This is a genomic window from Janthinobacterium sp. 1_2014MBL_MicDiv, assembly GCF_001865675.1.
Taxonomy (GTDB): domain Bacteria; phylum Pseudomonadota; class Gammaproteobacteria; order Burkholderiales; family Burkholderiaceae_D; genus Janthinobacterium.
The window spans coordinates 5,056,627-5,078,499 of the sequence record NZ_CP011319.1 but is presented as its reverse complement, the minus strand read 5'-3'; the positions used below and the strand labels follow the sequence as shown (position 1 = coordinate 5,078,499).

The 21,873-nt window shown below is 61.5% G+C and carries 18 protein-coding genes; 8 read left to right on the top strand and 10 right to left on the bottom strand.

The features are described from left to right. Positions 1 to 8: 8 nt before the first annotated feature. Positions 9 to 1,340 carry a PepSY-associated TM helix domain-containing protein gene (locus YQ44_RS21905; RefSeq protein WP_071325190.1) on the top strand — a complete coding sequence of 444 codons (1,332 nt, stop codon included), beginning with the start codon at positions 9 to 11 and terminating at the stop codon, positions 1,338 to 1,340. Here the strand turns inward: YQ44_RS21905 and YQ44_RS21900 are convergent. After that, a complete protein-coding gene (locus YQ44_RS21900; protein WP_071325189.1) occupies positions 1,312 to 2,715 on the bottom strand; it encodes a hypothetical protein in 1,404 nt (467 codons plus the stop codon). The genes YQ44_RS21905 and YQ44_RS21900 overlap by 29 nt on opposite strands. Continuing rightward, on the bottom strand, positions 2,712 to 3,134 hold the full coding sequence (locus YQ44_RS21895) for a hypothetical protein (protein WP_071325188.1): 423 nt from the start codon (positions 3,132 to 3,134) through the stop codon (positions 2,712 to 2,714). The genes YQ44_RS21900 and YQ44_RS21895 overlap by 4 nt, the downstream gene beginning before the upstream one ends. A 168-nt stretch (positions 3,135 to 3,302) precedes the next feature. On the opposite strand from YQ44_RS21895, the gene YQ44_RS21890 reads away from it, so the two are divergent. Then, complete coding sequence (locus YQ44_RS21890; protein WP_198043798.1) at positions 3,303 to 4,463, top strand: YncE family protein; 1,161 nt, start codon at positions 3,303 to 3,305, stop codon at positions 4,461 to 4,463. Between the two features lie 76 nt (positions 4,464 to 4,539). Continuing rightward, entirely contained in the window at positions 4,540 to 4,926 is a 387-nt protein-coding gene (locus tag YQ44_RS21885) for a hypothetical protein (RefSeq protein WP_071325186.1), read from the top strand. Between the two features lie 12 nt (positions 4,927 to 4,938). Here the strand turns inward: YQ44_RS21885 and YQ44_RS21880 are convergent, their stop codons facing one another. Continuing rightward, positions 4,939 to 5,853 carry a LysR family transcriptional regulator gene (locus YQ44_RS21880; RefSeq protein WP_071326684.1) on the bottom strand — a complete coding sequence of 305 codons (915 nt, stop codon included), beginning with the start codon at positions 5,851 to 5,853 and terminating at the stop codon, positions 4,939 to 4,941. A 102-nt stretch (positions 5,854 to 5,955) separates the two neighbouring features. On the opposite strand from YQ44_RS21880, the gene YQ44_RS21875 reads away from it, so the two are divergent. The 4 genes from YQ44_RS21875 to YQ44_RS21860 all read left to right on the top strand — a co-directional run bounded on the left by YQ44_RS21875 (position 5,956) and on the right by YQ44_RS21860 (position 9,723). Beyond that, complete coding sequence (locus YQ44_RS21875) at positions 5,956 to 7,065, top strand: muconate/chloromuconate family cycloisomerase (RefSeq protein WP_071325185.1); 1,110 nt, start codon at positions 5,956 to 5,958, stop codon at positions 7,063 to 7,065. A gap of 10 nt (positions 7,066 to 7,075) precedes the next feature. Continuing rightward, positions 7,076 to 7,366, top strand: a complete 291-nt coding sequence (catC, locus tag YQ44_RS21870) for a muconolactone Delta-isomerase (RefSeq protein ID WP_071325184.1) — start codon at positions 7,076 to 7,078, stop codon at positions 7,364 to 7,366. A gap of 33 nt (positions 7,367 to 7,399) precedes the next feature. Further along, positions 7,400 to 8,188, top strand: coding sequence for a 3-oxoadipate enol-lactonase (pcaD, locus tag YQ44_RS21865; protein WP_071325183.1), 789 nt, complete (start codon positions 7,400 to 7,402; stop codon positions 8,186 to 8,188). A gap of 131 nt (positions 8,189 to 8,319) precedes the next feature. After that, a complete protein-coding gene (locus YQ44_RS21860) occupies positions 8,320 to 9,723 on the top strand; it encodes a sodium:solute symporter family protein (RefSeq protein ID WP_071325182.1) in 1,404 nt (467 codons plus the stop codon). A 13-nt stretch (positions 9,724 to 9,736) separates the two neighbouring features. Here the strand turns inward: YQ44_RS21860 and YQ44_RS21855 are convergent, their stop codons facing one another. The 7 genes from YQ44_RS21855 to tssF all read right to left on the bottom strand — a co-directional run bounded on the left by YQ44_RS21855 (position 9,737) and on the right by tssF (position 20,275). Then, positions 9,737 to 11,131 carry a GntP family permease gene (locus YQ44_RS21855; RefSeq protein ID WP_071326683.1) on the bottom strand — a complete coding sequence of 465 codons (1,395 nt, stop codon included), beginning with the start codon at positions 11,129 to 11,131 and terminating at the stop codon, positions 9,737 to 9,739. A 140-nt stretch (positions 11,132 to 11,271) separates the two neighbouring features. Then, entirely contained in the window at positions 11,272 to 11,550 is a 279-nt protein-coding gene (locus YQ44_RS21850; protein WP_071325181.1) for a PAAR domain-containing protein, read from the bottom strand. Between the two features lie 18 nt (positions 11,551 to 11,568). After that, complete coding sequence (locus YQ44_RS21845) at positions 11,569 to 12,420, bottom strand: tetratricopeptide repeat protein (RefSeq protein ID WP_232250965.1); 852 nt, start codon at positions 12,418 to 12,420, stop codon at positions 11,569 to 11,571. A gap of 179 nt (positions 12,421 to 12,599) precedes the next feature. Then, positions 12,600 to 14,540 carry a phospholipase D-like domain-containing protein gene (locus YQ44_RS21840; protein ID WP_269466314.1) on the bottom strand — a complete coding sequence of 647 codons (1,941 nt, stop codon included), beginning with the start codon at positions 14,538 to 14,540 and terminating at the stop codon, positions 12,600 to 12,602. A 31-nt stretch (positions 14,541 to 14,571) separates the two neighbouring features. Continuing rightward, entirely contained in the window at positions 14,572 to 17,403 is a 2,832-nt protein-coding gene (locus tag YQ44_RS21835; protein ID WP_232250964.1) for a type VI secretion system Vgr family protein, read from the bottom strand. Then, positions 17,400 to 18,485: a type VI secretion system baseplate subunit TssG gene (tssG, locus tag YQ44_RS21830; protein WP_071325180.1), complete on the bottom strand. Its 1,086-nt coding sequence runs from the start codon at positions 18,483 to 18,485 to the stop codon at positions 17,400 to 17,402. The genes YQ44_RS21835 and tssG overlap by 4 nt, the downstream gene beginning before the upstream one ends. Further along, positions 18,449 to 20,275, bottom strand: coding sequence for a type VI secretion system baseplate subunit TssF (gene tssF, locus YQ44_RS21825; RefSeq protein ID WP_071325179.1), 1,827 nt, complete (start codon positions 20,273 to 20,275; stop codon positions 18,449 to 18,451). Before tssF ends, tssG begins: the two co-directional genes overlap by 37 nt. Before the next feature lie 245 nt (positions 20,276 to 20,520). On the opposite strand from tssF, the gene tssK reads away from it, so the two are divergent. Beyond that, a complete protein-coding gene (gene tssK, locus YQ44_RS21820) occupies positions 20,521 to 21,873 on the top strand; it encodes a type VI secretion system baseplate subunit TssK (protein WP_071326679.1) in 1,353 nt (450 codons plus the stop codon).

Sequence of the window (21,873 nt, the reverse complement as noted above, 5' to 3'; positions counted from 1 at the left end):
GGCTGCCGATGAACCAGACGACTTCCCTCCTGGCGCGCCGCAAGAGCCTGTACTGGCGCATCCATTTCTGGGCCGCCCTGATCGCCTCGCCATTCGCCTTGCTGGCCACCTTGACGGGCATCCTGTACGTGTTCACGCCGCAGGTCGAGGACAGGCTGTACGCGCACCTCGAGCATGTGGTGCCGCAGGGCGCCATGCGTCCCCTCGACGCCGCCGTGGCCGCGGCGGAAACGGCGGCTCCCCGTGGCTGGGCCGTGCAGCACGTCGTGCCGCCTTTCCGTCCCGATGACACGGTGCAGGTGGCGTTCGCGCCGCCGGGCGGAGCGCCCGATGAACACGCCGGCCATGGCATGCCGGCGAAGGCCCGGCCGGCCTTCGGCCTGCCCGCGCAAGCCGTCATCGTGTATGTGAACCCCTACGATGCCTCCGTGCTGGGGACGCTGGCCAGTAGCGAGCGTTTCGGCAACTGGGCGAAGAAACTGCATTCGCGCCTGCTGCAAGGCGATGGCTGGCGCTGGATGATCGAGCTGGCGGCCAGCTGGCTGGTGGTGATGCTGGCGACGGGCGTGATCCTGTGGTGGCCGCGCGGCGCGCAAACGGGCCTGCCCAGGAAGGGCGCCACGGGGCGGAACGGCTGGCGCCAGTGGCATGCCTTTCTCGGCGTGGCGCTGGGGCTGGTGAGCGTCGTGATCCTGGCCACGGGGCTGACGTGGAGCCAGCAGGCGGGCGGACGCATCCGCGTGCTGCGCGACATCAGCGGCCAGGCGCCGCCGCCCGCGCCGCGCGGCCTGCATTCGCGCGAGGATGGCGCGCCGCTGGACTGGCAGGATGCGTGGCAGGTGGCGCGCAGCCACGCGCCCGCCATCGCCCTGCAATTGACGGCGCCGGCCAGCCAGGAGGATGTGTGGCGCGCCACGATGGCTGACCGCAGCCGGCCCACGCTGCGCTTCGACCTGCAATTCGATGCCTACAGCGGCAAGCCCCTGTATTACGCGGGCTGGGATGCGCAGACGGCGTTCGGCAAGGCGACGGCCATCGGCATCCCCTTCCATCGCGGGGAATTCGGCTGGTGGAACCAGGCCTTGCTGCTGCTGTTTGGCGCCAGCGTGCTGTTCTCGCTGGTGTCGGGCTGGGTGATGTTCTTCAAGCGTCGCGCTCCCGGCAGCCTGGGCTTGCCGAAGCTGCTGCCGGGCGCCTGGACCTCGCCGTCGCCGCTGGCCTGGCTGGCGGCGGCCGGCATGTGCGCGCTGATGCCGCTGCTGCTCGTCTCCGGTTCGCTGCTGATGCTGCTGGAGCTGATACTTGCGCAGGCTAGCCACCGACGATGGGTTGGGCGATGATCCATAGACTGAGCAGGGTGTAGGCCACCATCAGGGCCAGCATCGGATACTGGCTGCGCAGGGCGGCGCGGCGGCCGGCGAACAGGCGCAGCGCGCACACGTGCGCCAGCCAGACGGCCGCCACGTGGCCGGCGACGATGGCGAACAGCGACACGTACCACACCGCCTTGGCGTCGACGATGCCCAGGCGGATGAAGTACAGCCGCGTGCCGCACAGGTCCCAGCCCAGGCCCAGCGGATCCGATGCGAGCGGGATCAGGTACTGGCCCGCCATCGCCAGGAAGGACAAATAATGGGCGAAGTGGTAGGCGATGGCGATGGGCACCAGTGTCAGCACGAAGCGGCCGGCCACCTGCATCAGGGGCAGGGGCGGGCGGCCATCGCTGGCGCCGCAGCGGGCGACCAGCAGGCAAAACAGCAGGAAGACGGCGAGGAACAGGGCCGGCATCAGCAGCAGCGCGGCCGTGGTGATCCAGCCGATCGCCCCCGGCGACACGGCGAGGACGGCATCGACGATGTCGTACCACGCTTGCGTTTCCATCATGCCGTCGAAGCTGACGGCGGCGAGCATCAGGATCACCAGCACGAGGCGCGCGCGGTGCACGGGTTCCGCCACGAGCAGGCCCGCCGCATACGGCCGGACGTACCAGGCGCCGTCGCGCAGGGTGTTCGGCGCGAAGCGCGCCAGCAAGCCAAAGACGACGTGGAAGACTTCCGCATTGCGCAGCCAGGTGGCGCGGCCGAACAGCGCCATGCCCGCCCACGTGAAGGCCGAATACAGCAGCATGGCCCAGGCCAGGCTGGCCGGCTGTTCGCTGCCTTCCCAGTTCAGCTCCATCCAGATGAAGCAGAAGAACAGGAGCGTGGCCGGCCAGCTGTCGAGCCATGCGGGCCAGCCGAATGGCGCGCGCCGGCGCGGGCAAAGCCGCTGCGCCGCGCGCGCCACGCTGTCGAGCGGATTGACGAGTGCCCACAGGTCGCCGACCAGCGCCGAGACATAGGCCATGCCCACCCACCAGATGGCCCACACCATCGCCGGCGCGATGTTCTTTACCGGATTCTGCACGCCCACCAGTCCCGCCACGATCACCAGCACATACAGGGCCAGCACCAGCAGGCGCAGGAAGAAGGCGAGGGCGCGCGCGCCGGGTATGCGGCGCAGGAGCAGCCGCGCATGGTCGCCCTGGCAAGGCGCGGCGGGCGCATCGCGGCGCCACAGCGCGAGGAAGGCAAACGACAACGCCACCGTCAGGCCCGCGCCCGTCAGGTACAGCCATAGCGGCAGCGGCAGGTCGTAGCGCTGGCCGAAGCCATGGGCGAGGCTGAGGCATGGCGTGGCCAGCAGGCCGGCAGCGGGCAACAGGCGCCGCGTCATGGCGGCAGCACTTCCAGGTACATCAGCGGCTCTTCGCGGTGATGCTTGTGCTGCTTGCCCTGCGTTTGGGCGCCATAGCCGTGCGCGGAAACGGGGAAGCGGCCCGGCACCGTGGCGTCGACGCGCATGGCTTTCATCTCGCCTGGTTTCACCGTCAGCAGCTGGTCATAACCGTGTAGATGGATATCGACTATTTCGTCGGTAGTCCAATCCAGCGTGATTGTGCCGTACTGCCTGACCCGTATAGTCGGCGGTTTTGCCGCGATCTTGCGCTGCACAATGGCCATGGAAACGCGCTGTTCCCGCACCTGCCGTTTTACCGCAGAAGCGCTCTGCGACTGGCTTTGCGGGGAGATGGCGAGCATCAGGAAGGCCAGCGCGCAGCAAGCGGCAAGATGGGGGCGGAGGATTTTTTTCATTCTTAAATTTTAGGAAATATTTCCATCATTGGCCATCTGAAAAAAAACGCCAGTTTGAAAAAGTGCCGCCGTAGAATGATCGGCGCGGACCGGCGGCAAGCATCGCCTGTCGGCGGATCCGACGACACTTGGAAAAAGGCAGGGGAGACGATGACGAATAAAAAACGGATGTTTGCACTGGCAGTGGCGGCCCTGGCCGCGCTGCCCGCATCGGCCGAAATCCTGGCCATGGTCAATTACGAAAGCAAGTCGCCCGAGTCCCTGAAGGCGCTGAAAAGCCCGGTGGCGCCGCCCTCGCGCAAGGAGGGCATCGCCATCATCGACGTCGATCCCGAGTCGAAAAACTTCGGCAAGATCGTGCGCGACATTCCCCTGTCGCCGGACCTGGTGGCGCACCACATTTTCTACAACCACGACATGAGCAAGGCCTACATCACGGCGCTGGGCAAGACGCAGCTGCGCGTGATGGACATGCGCCACAAGGACTTGCCGATCAAGGTGATCGAGGTGCCGACTTGCCAGGTGGGCGAGGACATCGTTTTTTCGGATGACCGCAAGCGCTGGTATTTAAGCTGCATGGGCTCGCAGGCCATGCTGGAAGGCGACGCCGTGCACGACAAGCCCGTGCGCACCGTCAAATTGCCGGCGCCGTATCCGCATGGCCTGGCCATCCACGACGGCATCGACCGGGCCCTGTTGACGAGCACCATCCGCCCCACGGACCTGGGCGACGCCGGTGAGGTGATCAGCGTGGTGGAAACGAGCACGGGCAAGGTGCTGGGCACGCACAAGCTGTCGAAGAAGCCGTCGCCATCGGGCGAGGCGCCGGTGGAAATCCTGTTCGTCCCGGGCAGCAATCCGCCCGTCGCCTACATCGCCAACATGTATGGCGGCACTGTGTGGACGGCCACGTGGAATGCGCAGACGAAGAATTTTGAGACGGCCCAGGTGCATGACTTTGCCGAACAAAAGGCGGGCGTGCCGCTGGAGCTGTATTTCAACAAGGGCGCCACGCGGCTGTATCTGACCACCGCCAAGCCGGGCCACCTGCATATCTTCGATCTGACGGGAGGCGTCGCCACGCCGCGGCTGCTGAAATCGATTCCCGCCGCCGAGGGCGCGCACCACGTGGCGTTCACCAGGGACGGCCGCTACGCCTTCGTGCAAAATGCGCTGCTCAATCTGCCGGGCATGAGCGATGGCTCGATCACCGTCATCGACCTGAAGAAGGAAGCCGTGGTGGGCAAGGTCGATACCCTGAAGGACAAGGGACTCAATCCGAACAGCATCGTGCTGCTGCCGAAGTGGAATGACTTCATGGGACATTGAACAGGAGTTTGGCGCTAGAATGGCAGGGCGCGGCCCGGCTCGTTGCCAGGGGCTGCCCCTTTGCATTGGCCTACCCATGTTATTCATCGATTTTCCCGCCTTGTCCGCCCTGGCCGCCGCGTCGGCCACCATCACGCAGCCGTGCAGCTGCTGCACCGTGCCGCTGGCCGCCTGGCAGCGCCTGCCCACGTCGCTGGAACTGGAGCGGTTTGAAGAAATCGGCACCCTGCGCGAAGACGCCTATGAGGAGCCGACATTTGCCGAGTACCATCCGCACGGCACGCGCTACGACAGCGAGGACGCGCCCATCGCGCCACACTACTATCCCGCCAACCTGAGCCAGGTGGCGCGCTGCCTGAACTGCGGCCGCCACTATCTGCGCTACAACGAGGCGGGCGGCTATTTCACGGAGCTGCGCATCCGCGCGCTGCGCCCCGCCTTGCTGGTCGACGCCCCGCTGTAGGCTGTTTCGGCGCTACAGGCTTTCCTTGGCGTGCGCGATGCCGTGTTCATCGTAGATCGAATACACGGCGGCGAGGATGTTTTCCAGTTCCGGCGAGCGGTCCATGTGGCGCACGCTGAAGAAGATGGGGGAAAACGCGTGCGTGTCGTCGAGCTTGCGGTAGACGACGTTGCGGTGATGCATGGCCTGCACGCTTTCGGGCACGATGGAAATCCCCTGGCCGGCCGCCACCAGTCCCATCGAGATTTGCAGCTCGCGCACTTCGGTGACGGGGCCGGGCGTGACATTGCCTTCGCTGAACATGGCCAGCACCTGGTCGGCAAAGCTGGGCCGCGGCGCCTTCGGATAGACGAGCAGGGTGTCGTGTATCAGCTCGGTCAAACGCAATCCCCCTTCGCCCCGGACCAGCCGGTGGCCGGGCGGCAGGGCCACCACCAGCCGCTCTTCGCGCAGCAGGATGCGGCGGATGCTGGGATCCTCGCTTTTCAGGCGCCCGAAACCGACGTCGATGCGCCCTTCCTTCAGCGCCTTCAACTGTTCCACCGTCGTCATTTCGTGCAGGGTCACGTCCACCTCGGGATGGCGCTCGCAATAGCGGTGCACGATGTCGGGCAATTCCCCATACAGGGTCGAGGCGACGAAGCCGATCGACAGGGTGCGATCGAGCTTGCCGATGCGCTGCGTCATGGCCTTCAGGTCGCGCACCTGGTCGAGCAGGGGCCGCGCGTGGGCGAGGAAAAACTCGCCCGCTTCCGTCAGCCGCAAGGGCCGCGAGCCTTTCTCGATCAGCGCCACGCCCAGGGTTTCCTCCAGCTGCTGCATTTGCCGGCTCAGAGGCGGCTGGGCCATATGCAGGCGCTCGGCGGCCCGCGTGAAGTTCCTCTCCTCTGCTACCGCGACGAAGTAGCGCAAGTGCCGTAATTCCATCTTCATACCTTTCAGGTATAGGTTCGATACCAACTTGGTGTTGGACGTGGCGACAATGGGGGAATATCGTGTCGTCACTGCTCAGGATTATACGGAATAAATATGATTCAAAATATCGAGACCTACCTGGTCGATGTGCCGACCATTCGTCCGCACCGGCTCTCCGTCGCCACCATGCATACGCAAACGCTGGTGCTGGTGCGGCTGCGCTGCGCCGACGGCATCGTCGGCTGGGGCGAGGCCACCACCATCGGCGGCTTGAGCTACGGCGGCGAAAGCCCGGAAAGCATCAAGACGAATATCGATACCTATATCGCGCCGCTGCTGGTCGGCATGGAAGCGAGCGAGGTGGCCAAGGCCATGGCCCGCGTGCGCAAGGTGATCCAGGGCAACCGCTTCGCCAAGTGCGCGATCGAGACGGCCCTGCTGGATGCGCAGGCGCGCCGCCTGAATGTGCCGCTGTCGGAATTGCTGGGCGGCCGCGTGCGCGATGCGCTGCCCGTGGCCTGGGTGCTGGCCAGCGGCGACACCGTGCGCGACATCGCCGAAGCGGAAAAAATGCTCGACCTGCGCCGCCACCGCATCTTCAAGCTGAAGATCGGCTTGCGCGACGTGATGGATGACGTGGCCCATGTGCTGGAGATCAAGCGGGCGCTCGGCGAGCGCGCCAGCGTGCGCGTCGACGTCAACCAGGCATGGAGCGAGACGGACGCCGTGCGCGGCATCGCCGCGCTGGAAGCGGGCGGCATCGACCTGATCGAGCAGCCCGTCAAGGCCGGCAACCGCGCCGCGCTGGCGCGCCTGACGCAGCGCTTCGACGTGGCCATCATGGCCGACGAAGCCTTGCACGGCCCCGCCGATGCGCTGGCGCTGGCCCAGGCCGATGCCGCCGACGTGTATGCCGTCAAGATCACCCAGTCCGGCGGCCTGCTGCCCGCACTGGAAGTGGCCACCGTGGCGCGCCTGGCTGGCGTCGGCCTGTACGGCGGCACCATGCTCGAAGGCGGCATCGGCACGGCCGCCACGGCCCACGTCTGCGCCACGTTTGCCGAACTGGCCTGGGGCACGGAACTGTTTGGCCCCCTGCTGCTGACGCAGGAAGTCTTGCGCGAACCGCTCGTGTACCGCGACTTCATGCTGCAAGTGCCGACGGGGCCGGGCCTGGGCGTCGATATCGATATGGACAGGCTGCGCGCCATGCAGCGTCAATAAAGGAGAAACCATGTTATTCCATGTACGCATGAACGTGAACCTGCCCGTGAGCATGCCGGCCGAGCAGGCGGCGCTGCTGAAGCAGACGGAAAAGGAACTGGCGCAGCGCCTGCAGCACGAGGGCAAGTGGCGCCACCTGTGGCGCATCGCCGGCCAGTACGCCAACATCAGCGTCTTCGACGTGGACAGCGTGGACGAGCTGCACAATTTGCTGACCTCGCTTCCACTGTTTCCCTACATGCAGATCGAGGTGATGCCGCTGTGCCGCCATCCTTCCTCGGTTCGCGGCGACGATTCCTGATGCGCACCCTGGCATGATCAAAGGAAACATTCTATGACGCACACTATCGTGAATACGCTCAGCGCGGACGCTACGCGCCTGCATTACCGCACCGATGGACAGCGCGGCAATCCCTGCCTGGTCCTGTCGAACTCGCTTGGCACGGACCTGTCCATGTGGGATGCCCAGGCGGCGGCGCTGGCTTCCCGGTTTTTTGTCGTGCGCTATGACGCGCGCGGCCATGGCCAGTCCGCCGGCGGCGCGCCGTTCGGCATCGACGAGCTGGGCCTGGACGTGGTGGCGCTGCTCGACCACCTGGAGATCGCGCGCGCCGCGTTCTGCGGCATCTCGATGGGCGGCCTGACGGGCCAGTGGCTGGGCATCCACCATCCGCAGCGCCTGCATAAACTGGTCCTGGCGAATACGGCGGCGCGCATCGGCACGGCCGACGCCTGGCTGGCGCGGGCGCAGCAAGTGCGGCGCGACGGCATGGGCACCGTGGCCGATGGCGCCGCCGCGCGCTGGTTCACGCCGCCGTTCATCGGGCGCGAAACGGATACGGTGGCGGGTATGGTGGCCACCCTGCGCGGGCAGGATGCCGGCGGCTATGCGGCGTGCTGCGAAGCGCTGGCCCGGGCCGACTTGCGCGCAGCCGTCGCTACGCTCGGCGTGCCGACCCTGATCATCGCCGGCGAGCACGATCCCGTGACCACCATCGATGACGGGCGCTGGCTGCAGCAGCAGGTCGCCGGCGCCCGCCTGGCAAGCCTGCCCGCCTCGCATATTTCAAACGTCGAGGCGGCGGACCTGTTCACGGCCCAGCTGCGCGCATTCTTGTTGTAAGGCTTGCCGTACCATATCGGTACGGCAAGAATTTGCTTTGCCCCTGAGCACCGCCGCCGGCAGGTCCGGTATGCGGCAGGGGAGGCTTTCTTGAAAAATAATAATAAGAAAAGCAGACTTGGAGTAGACGGATGGAAAACAGATTGATCATCATCGCGGCAGTCACGGTGAGTTATTTCGCCCTCATGTCGTACATTACTTATAGCGTGCGCAAGCATGCCAACAACAGCGAAGGCATGACGGCCGGCGGTCGCAATTATCCGGCCTTCCTGATCGGCGCATTGCTGCTGTCCGAATTCATCGGCAGTTCCGTTAGCATCGGCACGGCGCAAAAGGGTTATGAACTGGGCATTTCCGCCGCCTGGAACCTGGTGGCGCTGTCGCTGGGCTTCCTGCTGCTGGCGATCGTGCTGGTCCGGAAATACAAGGAGAGCGGGCAATCGACGATTTCCGGCATCCTGGCGCAGACCTACGGCGAGCCCGTGCGTTATGCGGCCTCCATCCTCACCATCGTCGCGCTGGGCATCGTGGCCGTCGCCCTGTACGCGAGCGGCGGCGCCGTGCTGGCCGCCGTGTTGCATATCAATAAAACCGTGGCCATCCTGCTGGTGGGCGCCATCACCGTGATCTATGTCAGCCTGGGCGGCATGCGTTCGGTCGTGTACACCAATTTCGCCCATTCCATCGTCAAATACCTGGGCGTGATCCTGGCGCTCGCGTATGCGCTGGAAGCGACGGGCGGCATCGGCGCGCTGCAGGCGCAGCTGCCGGCCAAGATGTTCAACTGGGTCGAGATCGGCTGGGGCCAGATCATCGCCTGGATGATAGGCGGCATCGGTTCCATCTTCGCCACGCAATACGTGATCCAGGCCCTGGTCAGCACGGACAACCCGGCCGTGGCCAAGCGCGCCTGCTATTACGTGTCGTCGCTGATGATCCCGTTCGGCCTGATGGCCGCGCTGATCGGCATGTGCAGCGCCGTGCTGTATCCGGGCATGAAGTCGATCGACGCCTTCCCGACCCTGATCGCCCACATGCCGGCCTTTTCCGCCAGCATCATGATCGTCGGCCTGGCCGGCGCCCTGTTCGGCGGCATTTCCGCCACCACGCTGGCATCGGCCACGCTGGCCATGAAGGATTTTTATGACCCGTGGTACAACAAGGCGAAAAATGACGCGAAATCGATGCTGTTCCTGCGCATCGCGATCGTCGTGGCCGGCCTGCTGCCGCTGGTGCTGGCCCTGTATGCGGAAAAACTGCTGATGATCGCCTTCCTCGGCAAGGCCCTGCGCGCCACCCTGGCCGTGCTGGTGCTGATGGCTTTCTATGCGCCGAAGTTCGGCACGCCGCGCGGCGCCTTTGTCGGCGTGATCGTCTCGGTGGTGGCCACCATCGGCTGGTTCCTGGCGGGCAATCCGTACGGCGTCGACAGCTCCTACCTGGCGCTGGCTGGCCCGCTGCTGACCATGGGCATCAGCCACCTGTTCAAGTCGCCGCAGGCCGTGGCCAAGCCGGCCTCGTCTCCGCGGCCGTAGCTGGCCCCAGCCCTTACACCAGTCCCGTCAGGTAGTACACGGCGATGACGAGGAACACGGCCACCGTCTTGATGACGGTGATGCCGAAAATGTCGCGGTAGGACTGGCGGTGCGTGAGGCCCGTGACGGCCAGCAGGGTAATCACGGCGCCGTTGTGTGGCAAGGTGTCCATGCCGCCGCTGGCCATCGCCACCACGCGGTGCAGCACTTCGAGCGGGATGTGGGCTTGCTGCGCCGCCTGGATGAAACTGTCCGACATGGCGGCCAATGCGATGCTCATGCCGCCCGACGCGGAGCCGGTGATGCCGGCCAGGGTCGTCACGGAGACGGCTGCGTTGACGAGCGGATCGGGCACGCTGCGCAAGGTGTTGCTGACGGCAAGGAAACCGGGCAGTGCCGCGATGACGCCGCCAAAGCCATATTCGGACGCCGTATTCATGGCCGCCAGCAGGGCGCCGCCCACGGCCGCCTTGGTGCCTTCGGCAAAGGCGGCGCGGATGCGTCCGAAGGCCGTCACGCAGACGAGCAAGATACCCAGCAGCAAGGCGCCCTCCACGGCCCAGATGCCGGTGACGGAAGCGATTGCCGTCGTCACGGGCGCGTGCAAGCCCGGCAGCGCTTCGGCGCCGAGCACGTAGCTGTCGCCATACCAGTGGGGAATTAGCTTGGTCAGCGCAAAGTTGGCCACACCCACCAGTACCAAGGGCGCCACCGACAGCAGGGGATGGGGCAAGTCGCCCGAGCCGGCCTTGGCCTGTTCCGCCTCGACGCCATAGCCTTCGCCCGTCGCCATGACGGAGCGCCGCCGCCATTCGAGGAAGGCCAGTCCCATGGCCACCGTCAGCACCGAGCCTATCGTGCCCAGCCACGGCGCGGCCCAGCCCGTCGTGTTGAAGAAGGTGGTGGGGATGATGTTCTGGATTTGCGGCGTGCCCGGCAGGGTGTCCATGGTAAACGAGAACGCACCGAGAGCAATGGCGCCCGGCATCAGGCGCTTGGGAATATTGCTTTGACGATACAGCTCGGCCGCGAACGGATAGACGGCGAACACCACGACGAACAGCGACACGCCGCCATAAGTCAGCGCGGCGCACACGGCGACGATGACGGCATTCGCGCGCGAACTGCCGATATAGCGGATGGCCGCCACGACGATGGACTGGGAAAAGCCGGACAGTTCGATCAGCTTGCCGAACACGGCGCCCAGCAGGAACACGGGGAAGTACAGCTTGATGAAGCCCACCATCTTTTCCATGAAGATGCCGCTGAAGACGGCCGGCACGGCCGACGGATCGGTCAGCAGCACGGCGCCGAGCGCGGCGACGGGCGCAAACAGGATCACACTGTAGCCGCGGTAGGCGGCCAGCATCAGGAAGGCCAGAGCGGCCAGGACTATCAGGAAAGACATGTCGAGCTGATCCTTGCGCAAAGTAGGTATTTAATTAATTGCTCAATTAATATCATGCTTTTCAACAAGGCGCCAACACGCAGGTCAAGGATTGCCCGGCGCAGGCAGATGCGCTGGTGGGTAAAGATGGCAATGGCCAGCTATTCCACTGTCGCGTTGACCCTGCCGATGAGCGAGCATCCGCACGCCGTCTTGCAGCCATGTACGGCCACCGGAATCCCTCCTGCGGTCAGGGTCTCGTGGGCGGTCACAATTTTATTGACGCCATGCGGTGCGCCACCGGGATAGCGTTGTGGACACATGACGTCGTCGCCCAGCCGCGCAATTGCCTTGCCACCGATATCGTGCGTGGGTGAGCCACTGATGACTTTCCCGCCATGGTCGGTGGCGTCGCCGACGGTGATGATTTTCAGGGTCATGGGCTTCTCCTGGTTGGCTCAGTACGTGGGTTTGTCGTAGGACTCTGGCTCGACCGCGTCCTCGACACCAGACCAGGGTGGCAACTTTGCAGGAGGCAACGGAAGCACTTGGTCGAGCCGGCTCAGTTTCAGGTCGGGATTGATTCCCAATGCGTCGTAGATGGCGTTGTAACGATTCTCACGCTCGGTATCTCGTGCGATGCTGAATTTTTGCAAAATTTTTACCTCTTCATCAAGAGGATTGGGCCAGTGCCCTCTCATAAATAACAATTTAAGTGCGGCAGCACAATCTTTACTCCCGTATTTCAAGCCTTGTTGGTATATCTGTATCGCCTTTCCATATTCATTATGAGTTCGTTCCCGCATAGCCAACTTATATGCCGCCGGCCCATGTCTCTGTTCGTAGGCACATTGCAACATAGTTTCTTCATCGCCTAATCGTCCAGCATCGCTATAGGCCTGGGCTAACGCCATCTGTGCCTCCGGACTGCCGAGCTGGGCCGCCCTCAGGTAGTATGCCCAAGCCAAATCGAGGTCGTAGTGTGCACCGCCATAACCATGCTCGTACGCGACACCGAGGTCATATAGCCCCCACGGTTGCATCGCCTTGGCCGCCATGCGAGTGATTTCGACACTTTTCTCAGGGTTTGCATCAAGAACATGATTGGATTCGAGAGCACCGAGTCCGTGCAGATAAAAATGCGCCATTAGTGCACGCGCTCCCCAGTCGCCCAAATCGGCCGCCTTTTTTACGTCGGTGAGTATAAGCGTGGCCTCCTCTCGTGTGAATTGCCACGCTATCTTGCTACGCCATATCTTGCGAGCCTCGATATATAGCCGGTATGCTGCCGGGTCGCGGGTCGACGGCATGTGGTCTTTCCAGCGGGCGCATGCGGGTAGCGGGTCAGACAGACTGAACTTCTGGAATCCATATGGCAGGGTATGCAAAGCTCGCTCCTTGAAGTAGTTGTTGAGGGAAACTGCGCCAATAGCCAACCCCACCAGCAGAGCAGTGGCATATATCCAACGTATCCGCGTTTTGCTCATGGTTAGACGAGCGGAGATCCAGGTTTGCGGTCCACGTAAAACGGTAACAACTGACTTTTAAGTTTTGTTCTCAATGTCTTACAGTCGGTGTTCGCCGTCGCAATATCTTGCCAGTCGTCGAACGTGCTTGTCATATCCCCAAACTGCGCCGGCCCCGCCAACCCAGAGCACTGGCTGAACAAATCACAGCGCAATTGAAACGCTACCTCCTTCGCCTCACTCAACACGTTAAGCTCGCTATCTAGAGCCATACTGCGGAGATTCAGGTTGGCCGAGCCTATCGTGAACGCGGCGTCATCCACAATCGTCACCTTGGCGTGGATGTAGATTTCTTCATAGTCCGTCGCTTGCAGCCTGTCTTTGTCTCTGGCGCAAGTCCAAAGCGACCCCATAAAAACGTTGATGCCACGCTCGGCCAGTTCTTCTGCGGTAATCGGCGGTTTGGTCTTTTTCTCCCGCGCCAACTTCAAAGCCTCTTCGTGCTCCACCTTCATTGTCTCGCTCCTGCCCACCTTGCTGACTACATCGTAGGTCGGCACGTCCATGCCATCATTTTCCGGGGTGGAGGTCAGGATGAATACATATATCGGCTTCAGGTAGCCGGCCGAACGCAGGCGGCCCACGCATTCGATAAGATGCTCCGCCCAGGGCGTGTACTGAATGTACTGGTTTTGTATGAAGATATAGCGAAGAGTCTGCCGGGTCAGGTTGGCGTAGCATTCCTTAATGGCCTTCTCTGTATGCTGCGGCTCGGTGCGCAGCAGTTGTACATTGTGTAAGCCATTTTGTAGTTTGAATGCGCTCAATGGTATTCTCGCGCGCCGCGCGACGAACTCCGGATCCATCTCATCATGAAGCCAGTCTCGAGCTTTCCTAACGATACGCTTGATTGGCGGATTAAAGAACCAAGCCGTGTCCATGAAGAGAGAGGTAGGCCTGGTTGACTTTTCCCACGCTTGGCAGAAATTATGATTGAGGTCGTAGAGAATCGGACCATGCAAGCGACAGGACACATCCTGATACGGTTTCACCACATGGCTATTTTTGTCGATGTATGATTGGACAAGCCGCTCCTTGGCCGCCTGCTGCAGCGAGCTCAATTGGTATCCTGGACCGGCACTGTCATAACACTCGCCTTCTTTCCATGCCGCCTTCTGTAGCGCCACATGCTCCATGTGGTAGATACGCTCGCGCCTGATGTCGCGGAAGTGGTGCTCTGACGTGTCCCAGAAGTCGGTGACGGAATTATGTCCCATCACGTAACCTATCGCATTGACCGGATTTTCATAGTCAATCAACAGCATTTTCTGGTGGTGCGTGGCAAACGTTTGGGTTACCTGCGCCATAAAACCAGTGGGCGCCAGCTCTCCCGACAATGAATTATTTAATAAATTGACGGGAACTTTGCGCACATGAAAATGAATATTCGGTATCGCGTCGTCGCAAACCTGCGCATACCATTCGGTGTTATAAGCTTGGTGCGATTCGCTAAAGTAACCGCCCTGGGCGCATCCGATATTTGGAAATCGTCTTCCGTAGTAGCCAGGATTGTTTTTCATTACCTTTTGCGTCACGGCGCTGTCGTGCCATACCAGCAAACGAACTTTGACCGGATTGTGCTTGTGCGAGGCAATCTTCTTCAGCAAATCTCCATAACGTATCCCATCCTCGGCGCTCTTCCCACGCACGAGCACCATGCCAGGGTCGAATCCCCATGTGATGATATCGACGCTATGCTTGGCGCTTTCCAAGTCCTTCGCTATTTTTCTAAAGACCGCTTCTCCGCAAATTAATGGTTCAATAAAACAGCGATAACGCGGCGGATGGACGGGATATGGAACATGAACAAACCAAGGCTGTGCGAGACATTGGTAGGGCGCGTCGTTGTCGCGATAGGATAGCGTTTGCTTGTAGAGGTCGACGTTGCTGTTCATGGCACTCATGGTGCATTCCTTAAAGAAGTATGCGATGGCGTCATGCTTCGGATGAATCTTCGCCGTCGTCCAATGCTGGATTTGACAGCACACGACTCTGTTCCAGCGTCGCGTAGCCCTCGTTGGCAGCCCCGCCCGAATTGGCGTACCCGTGGTACCCGATGCCAGCGCTCATTTCCTGTTTTTCGTCATGTGGGTTCGGCGCGATGGTATAGCGGTTGCCGTTGGGGAGCTCCAACTCGTAGGTGGACTGCTTTTCCAGCTCGTGCTGGAAAGTCATGTTGCCATCGTCGTCAAAGACCCCGTGTTCCGTCAGCGCGCCATCCTTATAGAGTTTGTAGGGCAAGCGAGAATTGAGGGCGCCGCCCGCAGCCGGATGGCTGTTCAAATGAAACGTACCAGCTCCCGCAAGCTTGGCCTGCGGCGGTTGCACCTGAGCCATCTGCAGGTTTTTCGGTCCAGGCAGGCTGTGCTTGGCTGCATGCGCGACAAAGGTGCCGTTGGTGCCTTGTTCGATGCCGCCTGCGCTGAATTTGGCATAGCTGCCGCCGCCGTTGATCACTACCTCTTCCTTGGCGCTGATGGTGATGCGGTTGGCCGTGTGCGTGATGTTGAGTTTGGCAAGGATGTTGACGCTGTCTGTCAAGGCCCGCACATCGATATCGCCGGCTGCCGCGATCAGCCGCATGCCGGCCTTCTGGACGAACAAACGCAGCGCTTGCCGCACGCTGGCGAACAGGCTGCCGCCGCTGGCAATGGAAAGGTCCTGCCCGGTGGTGATGGCCGTATGCTGATCGCTGGCCAGATGGGTGCTGCCCCGGGTAGTGCTTTCGATGCCAGCGGGACTGGCCAGCACCAGATGCGGTGCAGCCAGTTGGGGAAAGCTCCCTTTGGCGCCTGCGCCGCCCTTGATGCTGTCGTTCTGCGCCTTGATGGCGGCCACCGTCCTGGCCTGATCCTCGCCGTCCTGTGCCCCTGATTGCTGGGCCAGCTTTACCAATGCTTCCTGCTGGGCATAGGCGGTGCTCAAGCGCAATTGTGTTTCACCCATGTCCTTGATGTGCGAGGCGCCGTTGGGCCGCGCTTCGGTAGTGATCAGCATGCCCCGGTTCGCGCGCGCCACGCCCCAGGCATTGGTCGCCAGCTCCCAGCCTTCGCCGCGCGCATCCATGCGGCCGTCGGACGTTTCAATGCGGGTAATGCTGCCCAGCGACAGCTGGCTGTGCTCGTGGTCGCTCTTGAGCTGGGCCTGAAGAAAGCCCTTGGTGTCATCCATTACAAGATGGTTGCTGTTGCCGTCGCCGCCGCTTTTCAATTCGCGGCTGCGCATACCAGCCAGCGCCCGCTGGGCGGGCAAATGCCAGGGTGGCATGTTGTCGCGGTTGTAGACGACGCCGACAACGATGGGGTGGTCCATATTTCCATCGAGGAAATGCACGACCACCTCCTGACCGATGCGTGGCAGGCACATCTGGCCGAAATACTGGCCGGCCATGGGCATCATGACGCGTATCCAGGGCGAGCTGGCCTGGTCAAATGTACCCAGCCGGTCCCAGTGAAATTGCAGTTTGATACGGGCCAGTTCATCGGTATAAATGTCCTCGCCGGGGGGGCCGACGACGATGGCCGTCTGCGCGCCGGGATGGTGACACGGCACGCTGTTATGCTGACGCCCCGGCCGCCAGCGTATGTCGCGGCATATGCAGGCGAGCGTGTTGCTGTACTCCGACTTGCCATCCGGACCGGCGGGATAATTATTGCTCGCGGTATGTTCGACAGATACGATGAGATAGTCGCGCGCACCGATGTCTGCTTGCCTGTCCTTGCCTGGTGCGGGCGCCCTGACTTGCGCACTGAAGTGGCCTTTCAACTTGAACGTGCGGCCGGGTTGCGCGGCGCGGTCGTTGCCGCCCGCTTCGAAATACTGGGTGCGCTGGTCATGCTCTTCCATGCGGCGCTGCGCCAGGGCCTCGCCGTCACGCAGATTCGGATAGCCGTAGGAACCGGTGTTTTCGTAGAGCTCATAGACGTCCACGTCACCTTGCTCGTTCAGGGAACTCCCATTGACCCGTTGCGCACGGGGGCTCTTGTAGTTGAAACTTGCCAGTGTCAGTTTTCCGGAGCCGAGTTCACGTACCGCTTGCCAGTCGTCAATCCCGTCGGCCTCTTCGGCCCCTGCCTGGGCGCGGAACTGCATCAGGTCAGCTGCATCGGCGACATGGGCGTCGTCAATGGGTTCGGCCAGGGTGGAGTTATCGCTGAGAATCAGCGTGTGGCCGTCGACCCGATGTTCGTAGTGGTAATACAGCCCCGCATCTTCCCAGCGGCGGTGCAGATGGTTGTAGTCCGTCTCGTTATGCTGGTTGGCGCAGCTGAGTTTCTTGTCGTCGTAGCCGGGGCCCAGTCTGGTCTTCCAGTCACGCTGGCGATAGTGCCCGAGAGTGGCTTCAGTCAATTCGATGATGCTGCGGTGGTGAAAGGAGACGTTGTCCTTGCGCAGCCTGGCGAAGGCCAGCCAGGGCGACAGCACCATCTCGTAGTAGGCAAAGCCGCCATCGGTGCGCATAAAGCGGAAAGTCCCGACATAACCGTTCAGATAGCGCAGGCTGCCGTTCTCGCGCACCAGTGAAATGGTGACCATCCTTCCCATCATGCTTTTGAGGGAGATACCCGTGTCGTCCGACAAGACTTCGGCCTGAATACGGAAATCGCGCGACAACTCTTCCCGCATCCACATCTTGTTGATCAGCATGACGGTGTTTGCAGGCCCATCCTTCTGCGGGAAGTCCATCCGCATCAGTCGATTGGCCTGCGATTGGGCACCGAATACGGACAGCGCCGCGATGCCATCGTCCATCGTGTTGCGTATCATGCAGCCTCCTTGAAACGTAGCAAATAGCCGGCGGTGTTTCTGGAAACGTTGCCATCTTGTCGCAGCAGAAAGGCGTCCCAATTCAGGCGTCGCCCCGCACCAGGTTCGCTCGTCAGGATGAGGCGCTGCAGGCACGGCGGTTTGAATAAAATCCGTACCTCGAACTGCAAATTTGGCAATGCGAACATTTTGACCCTTTGCGCCAGCGCTACGGCAGCGCTGCCGCGTGGGAGAAAACGCTCGGCGTCGGCCTTGTCGAGTGGGCCGATGTTCAGCCTGACGCGCAGATCCCTCCTGCGTAACCGCCCGCCCAGCACTGCGCCGTATCCCAGCTTGGCAACTCCGGCACCGAGCTTGCTGCGTTTGTTTTTCGGGATGAGGTCCCAGGCTTCGACGAAAGGTTCAAGCTCGACAGGTACACCGAAGTGATGCGTCAATACGCGCGAGACCGAGCTTGCCGCCACTGGTCTGGTGCGCAGCAAGACAGCATGGAACCCTGCCATCTCGCAAGCCGCATCGTCAGTGCCGTCAGGTAGCGCGTCATGGTGGATACCCGCCAGGGCTGTCAACAGCGGCAACTGGCCATCTTTTCCACCCATGTCGAACTGGTGCTCCAGACGATACTTGCCCCAGGCTTGAAAAAACATAGCCACCATGCGCTGGGACAACAAGTCGATAAACGCACGGGCGCTATCTTCCCCTTTCCAGCGTTGCGCGGCGACCATCCGCTCCGTGCGATGTAAAGGCATGCCAGCGTTCAGACCAAGGAGCCCCAGGAACGCGGGCGTCAGAAGTATCTTCGCGCCCGGCACCTTCCGCATGGCCTGCAGCAGCTCGATATCGGTCTCGTACCTTGCCGGTTCTGTCCTCAGTGCCTCGATTGGGCTGGCTGGAAAACTCAGCGACAGGCTGTTCTGAAAACGCAGCACATGAGACAGCGCTTGCTCGTCATCGCAACAGAGGCCGGTCTGACGCAGCCAGCGTACCAGGATGCGCATGGCCTGGACAAACTGGAACTGCTGGGGTTGATCCATCAGATGCTGGATTACGCTAACTTCAGGTAGCCGCTTCTTGGCTTGCATCGGATCAGTTCCTTATCTGATTGTTTGGATAGAATGACCAATTCGATGAAGCTGTTAACCTGCACATACAGGCCCAGGAACTGGTCGATGACTTCCACGAACAGCAGCAAGCCGCTACCCACAAAAGCTTCTTCGTCGAGTGTCATGCGTATTTCGGTTCCGTGCACCAGCGCGGCGCCATGCTTGTGTCGCATCCACGTCACCGCCGCCACCTGTTTCAGGTCGGTGATGCCCTCTATCTGACGCCGCGAAATCGGCGACTGTGGCAGGTCGTACAGGGCCAGAATTTCGCGCAAGGCTGGCAGTCCGCCCTGCGACAGTGCATGGTGGTTTACCGTCAGATGGGAAATCAAACGCCATTGCTGGCTTCCTTTGGGAAAGCGGCAGGTGCGGGTCGGCCGGCGCAGAAGGCGAACCGAGTAGCTGTCGGCATCGCGCAGGGGCGTCAGGTCGCCGCCGGCCTGGCCGTATTTCAGCGAGTTGGGAAAGTCACTGTTGGTGCAGCTCAGCGCAATCGACAGGCTCGTTTTTTCGACTTCCATGGGATTGAAGTCGCCGTCAATCAGGGTGATGCGCTTTTCATGGCCGGGGCTGAGGGCAGCCAATTCGGCATCGTGGCGCAGCATCCAGTAATGCCCATTCTTTGCGGTCGCCTCCTCGCCGTGGCGCAGCGAATAAAACGGCCGGAATTCCGTCACCACTTCCTTCTGCCCGCGCCGGCGCACCATCTTGACCGAGTCTATCGAGTACACCTCAAACGATTTCGCGTGTGCGGCGTCCGCCACCACCGCATAATCGGCGGTCAACTGTGTCACGGATATCGGTTGTCCCGGACGCTGGAACAGGTTGACCACCGGACTGCAACCGAGCAGAAAATTCGTCTCCGACAAGCTGGCCAGCATGCGGGTGCGGGAGGAATCTGGCCGTAGTCCGGCCAAGGCTACATGGAGCGTAAAGCGGCGACACTCCTGTGGCAGCAGGGCCCGCAATGCCGCCAGGTCGATGTCGAAGAAATTGAACTTTTCCGGAAAAACAAAGTACTCGCTGAGCACCCGGTATGCCACGTGCGAGCGGGCGTCGAACGGGATGAGCGCCTCGTCCTCGGCGAAACCGACCGGTGCAAGTGGCACGGCCGCCAACGGCGTCCAGTGCCCCGGCTCGGCTTCAACATAGGCGCACACGGCGTGCGTGAAGAGTGCGTCGCGCAGGGCTGCGCAAAACGAGGGCTCGCCATCGATGAAGATGCGCAAGAAGGGGAGCTTGGCCGGCACGGCGCCCTCGAGGACGATGCTCAGTGCCGCGCTGGCAGATGCAGGCAGGGCGAGGCTGGACGGGGGGCGTATCACTGCGTCGAACCGGGCGGCGGCCAGCGTCACTGGCGAGAGCGCAATGGGATAGGCGGTCTTGAAACTGCAGCGTACGCCGTCAACTGCGCCAGAGTCCATCTCGGTACCGCGCGGAATGGCCAGTACCGGTGCTTCGCCCGCCGACTTGATGGAAGGGTAAGTGGCGCACACTATCGCGCAGGAGGGAAATGGTCTGAGGTAGTGCGGAAACAGCGCCTCGAGCAGCGCCTCGGTCAATTCCGGATAGCTGTCGTCCAGCCGTTTCGCCACCCGTGCGGAAAGCAGCGCGACGGACTGTATCAGTTGTTCGACATGCGGGTCAGGGCAGGTATCGTCGCTGAGCTGCAGCGCGCTACCCACTCTCGGATAGCGCTCGTGAAATTCGCGGCCGAGGCGGCGCAGATACATCAGCTCACGCTCGAAGTACGGCAACAGATCCTCCATCACGCTCCCCCCCCCATCAGGCTGTTATTGAGCGCCACGGACGAAAGCCGTGTGCAGATGATCAAGTATCAATCAAGTGATGGCGAATATATTGCGGTTGCGCAATGCTGGCGACAGCGGCGGGCTTTGTGCGCTGCCATCGTGGTAATGCTCGGACCTGGAACATTTTTTTGCGAAAACTCAATGAGTTTCCTCAATGCAGCGTCAAACTCTATTGGCGAGCAATGTATCCCAAGGGAGAGAGCATGAGCATCTCATCAAAAGTTTTGTGGGCCGAAGGCCTTACGCTTGATGCACAGCATTTTCAGCAGTTGGACTTGTATCACGAAACCCGGTTGCGGCATATCGCCTCGGCCATCAATCCCTATGCCTGGGGCGTTCAGCTTGCACGGTGGAGTATTGAAGGCGTGCCCAACAACATGCTGTATGCGCAGGCATTGACCCTGATTTTCAAGGATGGGGAAATCTACCAGGCACCGCTGTCCGACGAATTACCCTTGGCGATAGATTTGAGCAAGCTGCCCGCAGATGAGCAAAGCTTTGTTTTTTACGCGGCTCTGCCGGTCATCAATACACATGGTGGCAATTTGGCCAGTAGCGAGGCGCGGCACGCTGATACCCGTTACTCGTCATTCGACGCACAAACGCTGGACCTCTACACCGATGCGCTCAGCTCCAACGTTTCTTACATGAGAAAAAAACTGCGTTTGCTAGCGCATCTCGAGATGCGCGATGCCTACGACTGTATTCCGGTAGTGAAGGTGCGCCGCAAAGAGGACAGCACCTTTGAAATCGACCCGACCTTCATGGCGCCGAGTCTGTCGGCCGACGTTGATCCTGTCATGCGGGAAATGCTGCGAAGCTTGCTCGTCAAGTTGACCGCCAAAGCCGAGGCACTCTACCGTTTGCAACGGCAACCGCGTGGAAACGCCATTGAGGCTCACAGTGGTGACGTTTCCTCATTCTGGATGCTCAGCACTGTGAGCGCCGCGAACGCATCCCTTGCCCATTGCGCCAGATCGGGACACTGCCATCCAGAGCGTCTGTTCGACAAACTGATGGTGCTCGCAGGCGGTCTGATGGCGTTTTCCCGAAAATATTCGGTAGCAGATTTGCCCATCTATGACCATGAGAATCCAGCTCCTGGATTCGATGCGCTGAACGCCATCATTTGTGAATTGCTCGATACCGTAGTTTCGTCGAGATATGTCGTCATTCCCCTGACTTTCGACAAGGAACAAGGCCCGTACCATCAGGGGAAAATTGATGCCACGCTGATGGACCGGAAAGCTGGCTTATATCTTGCCGTCACCGCCAATATGCCTGCACTCAATCTGGTCGCGGAGGTACCGCGTCAGTTAAAAATTGCATCGCCGCACGATATCGAGGCGCTGATTCGCAGTGCCTTGCCCGGACTGCAGTTGGTGCACATGGCCCAGGTGCCGATGGAGGTGCCGGTTCGTCCGAACGCCTATTACTTCTCGATTGATTATCGTAGTGAACTTTACGAGGCCATGATGAAGGCCCAGGCGATAGCCATTTATGCGCCTGGCACCTTCACGGAACTGCGGATGGAGTTGTTCGCCATTACCGATTAG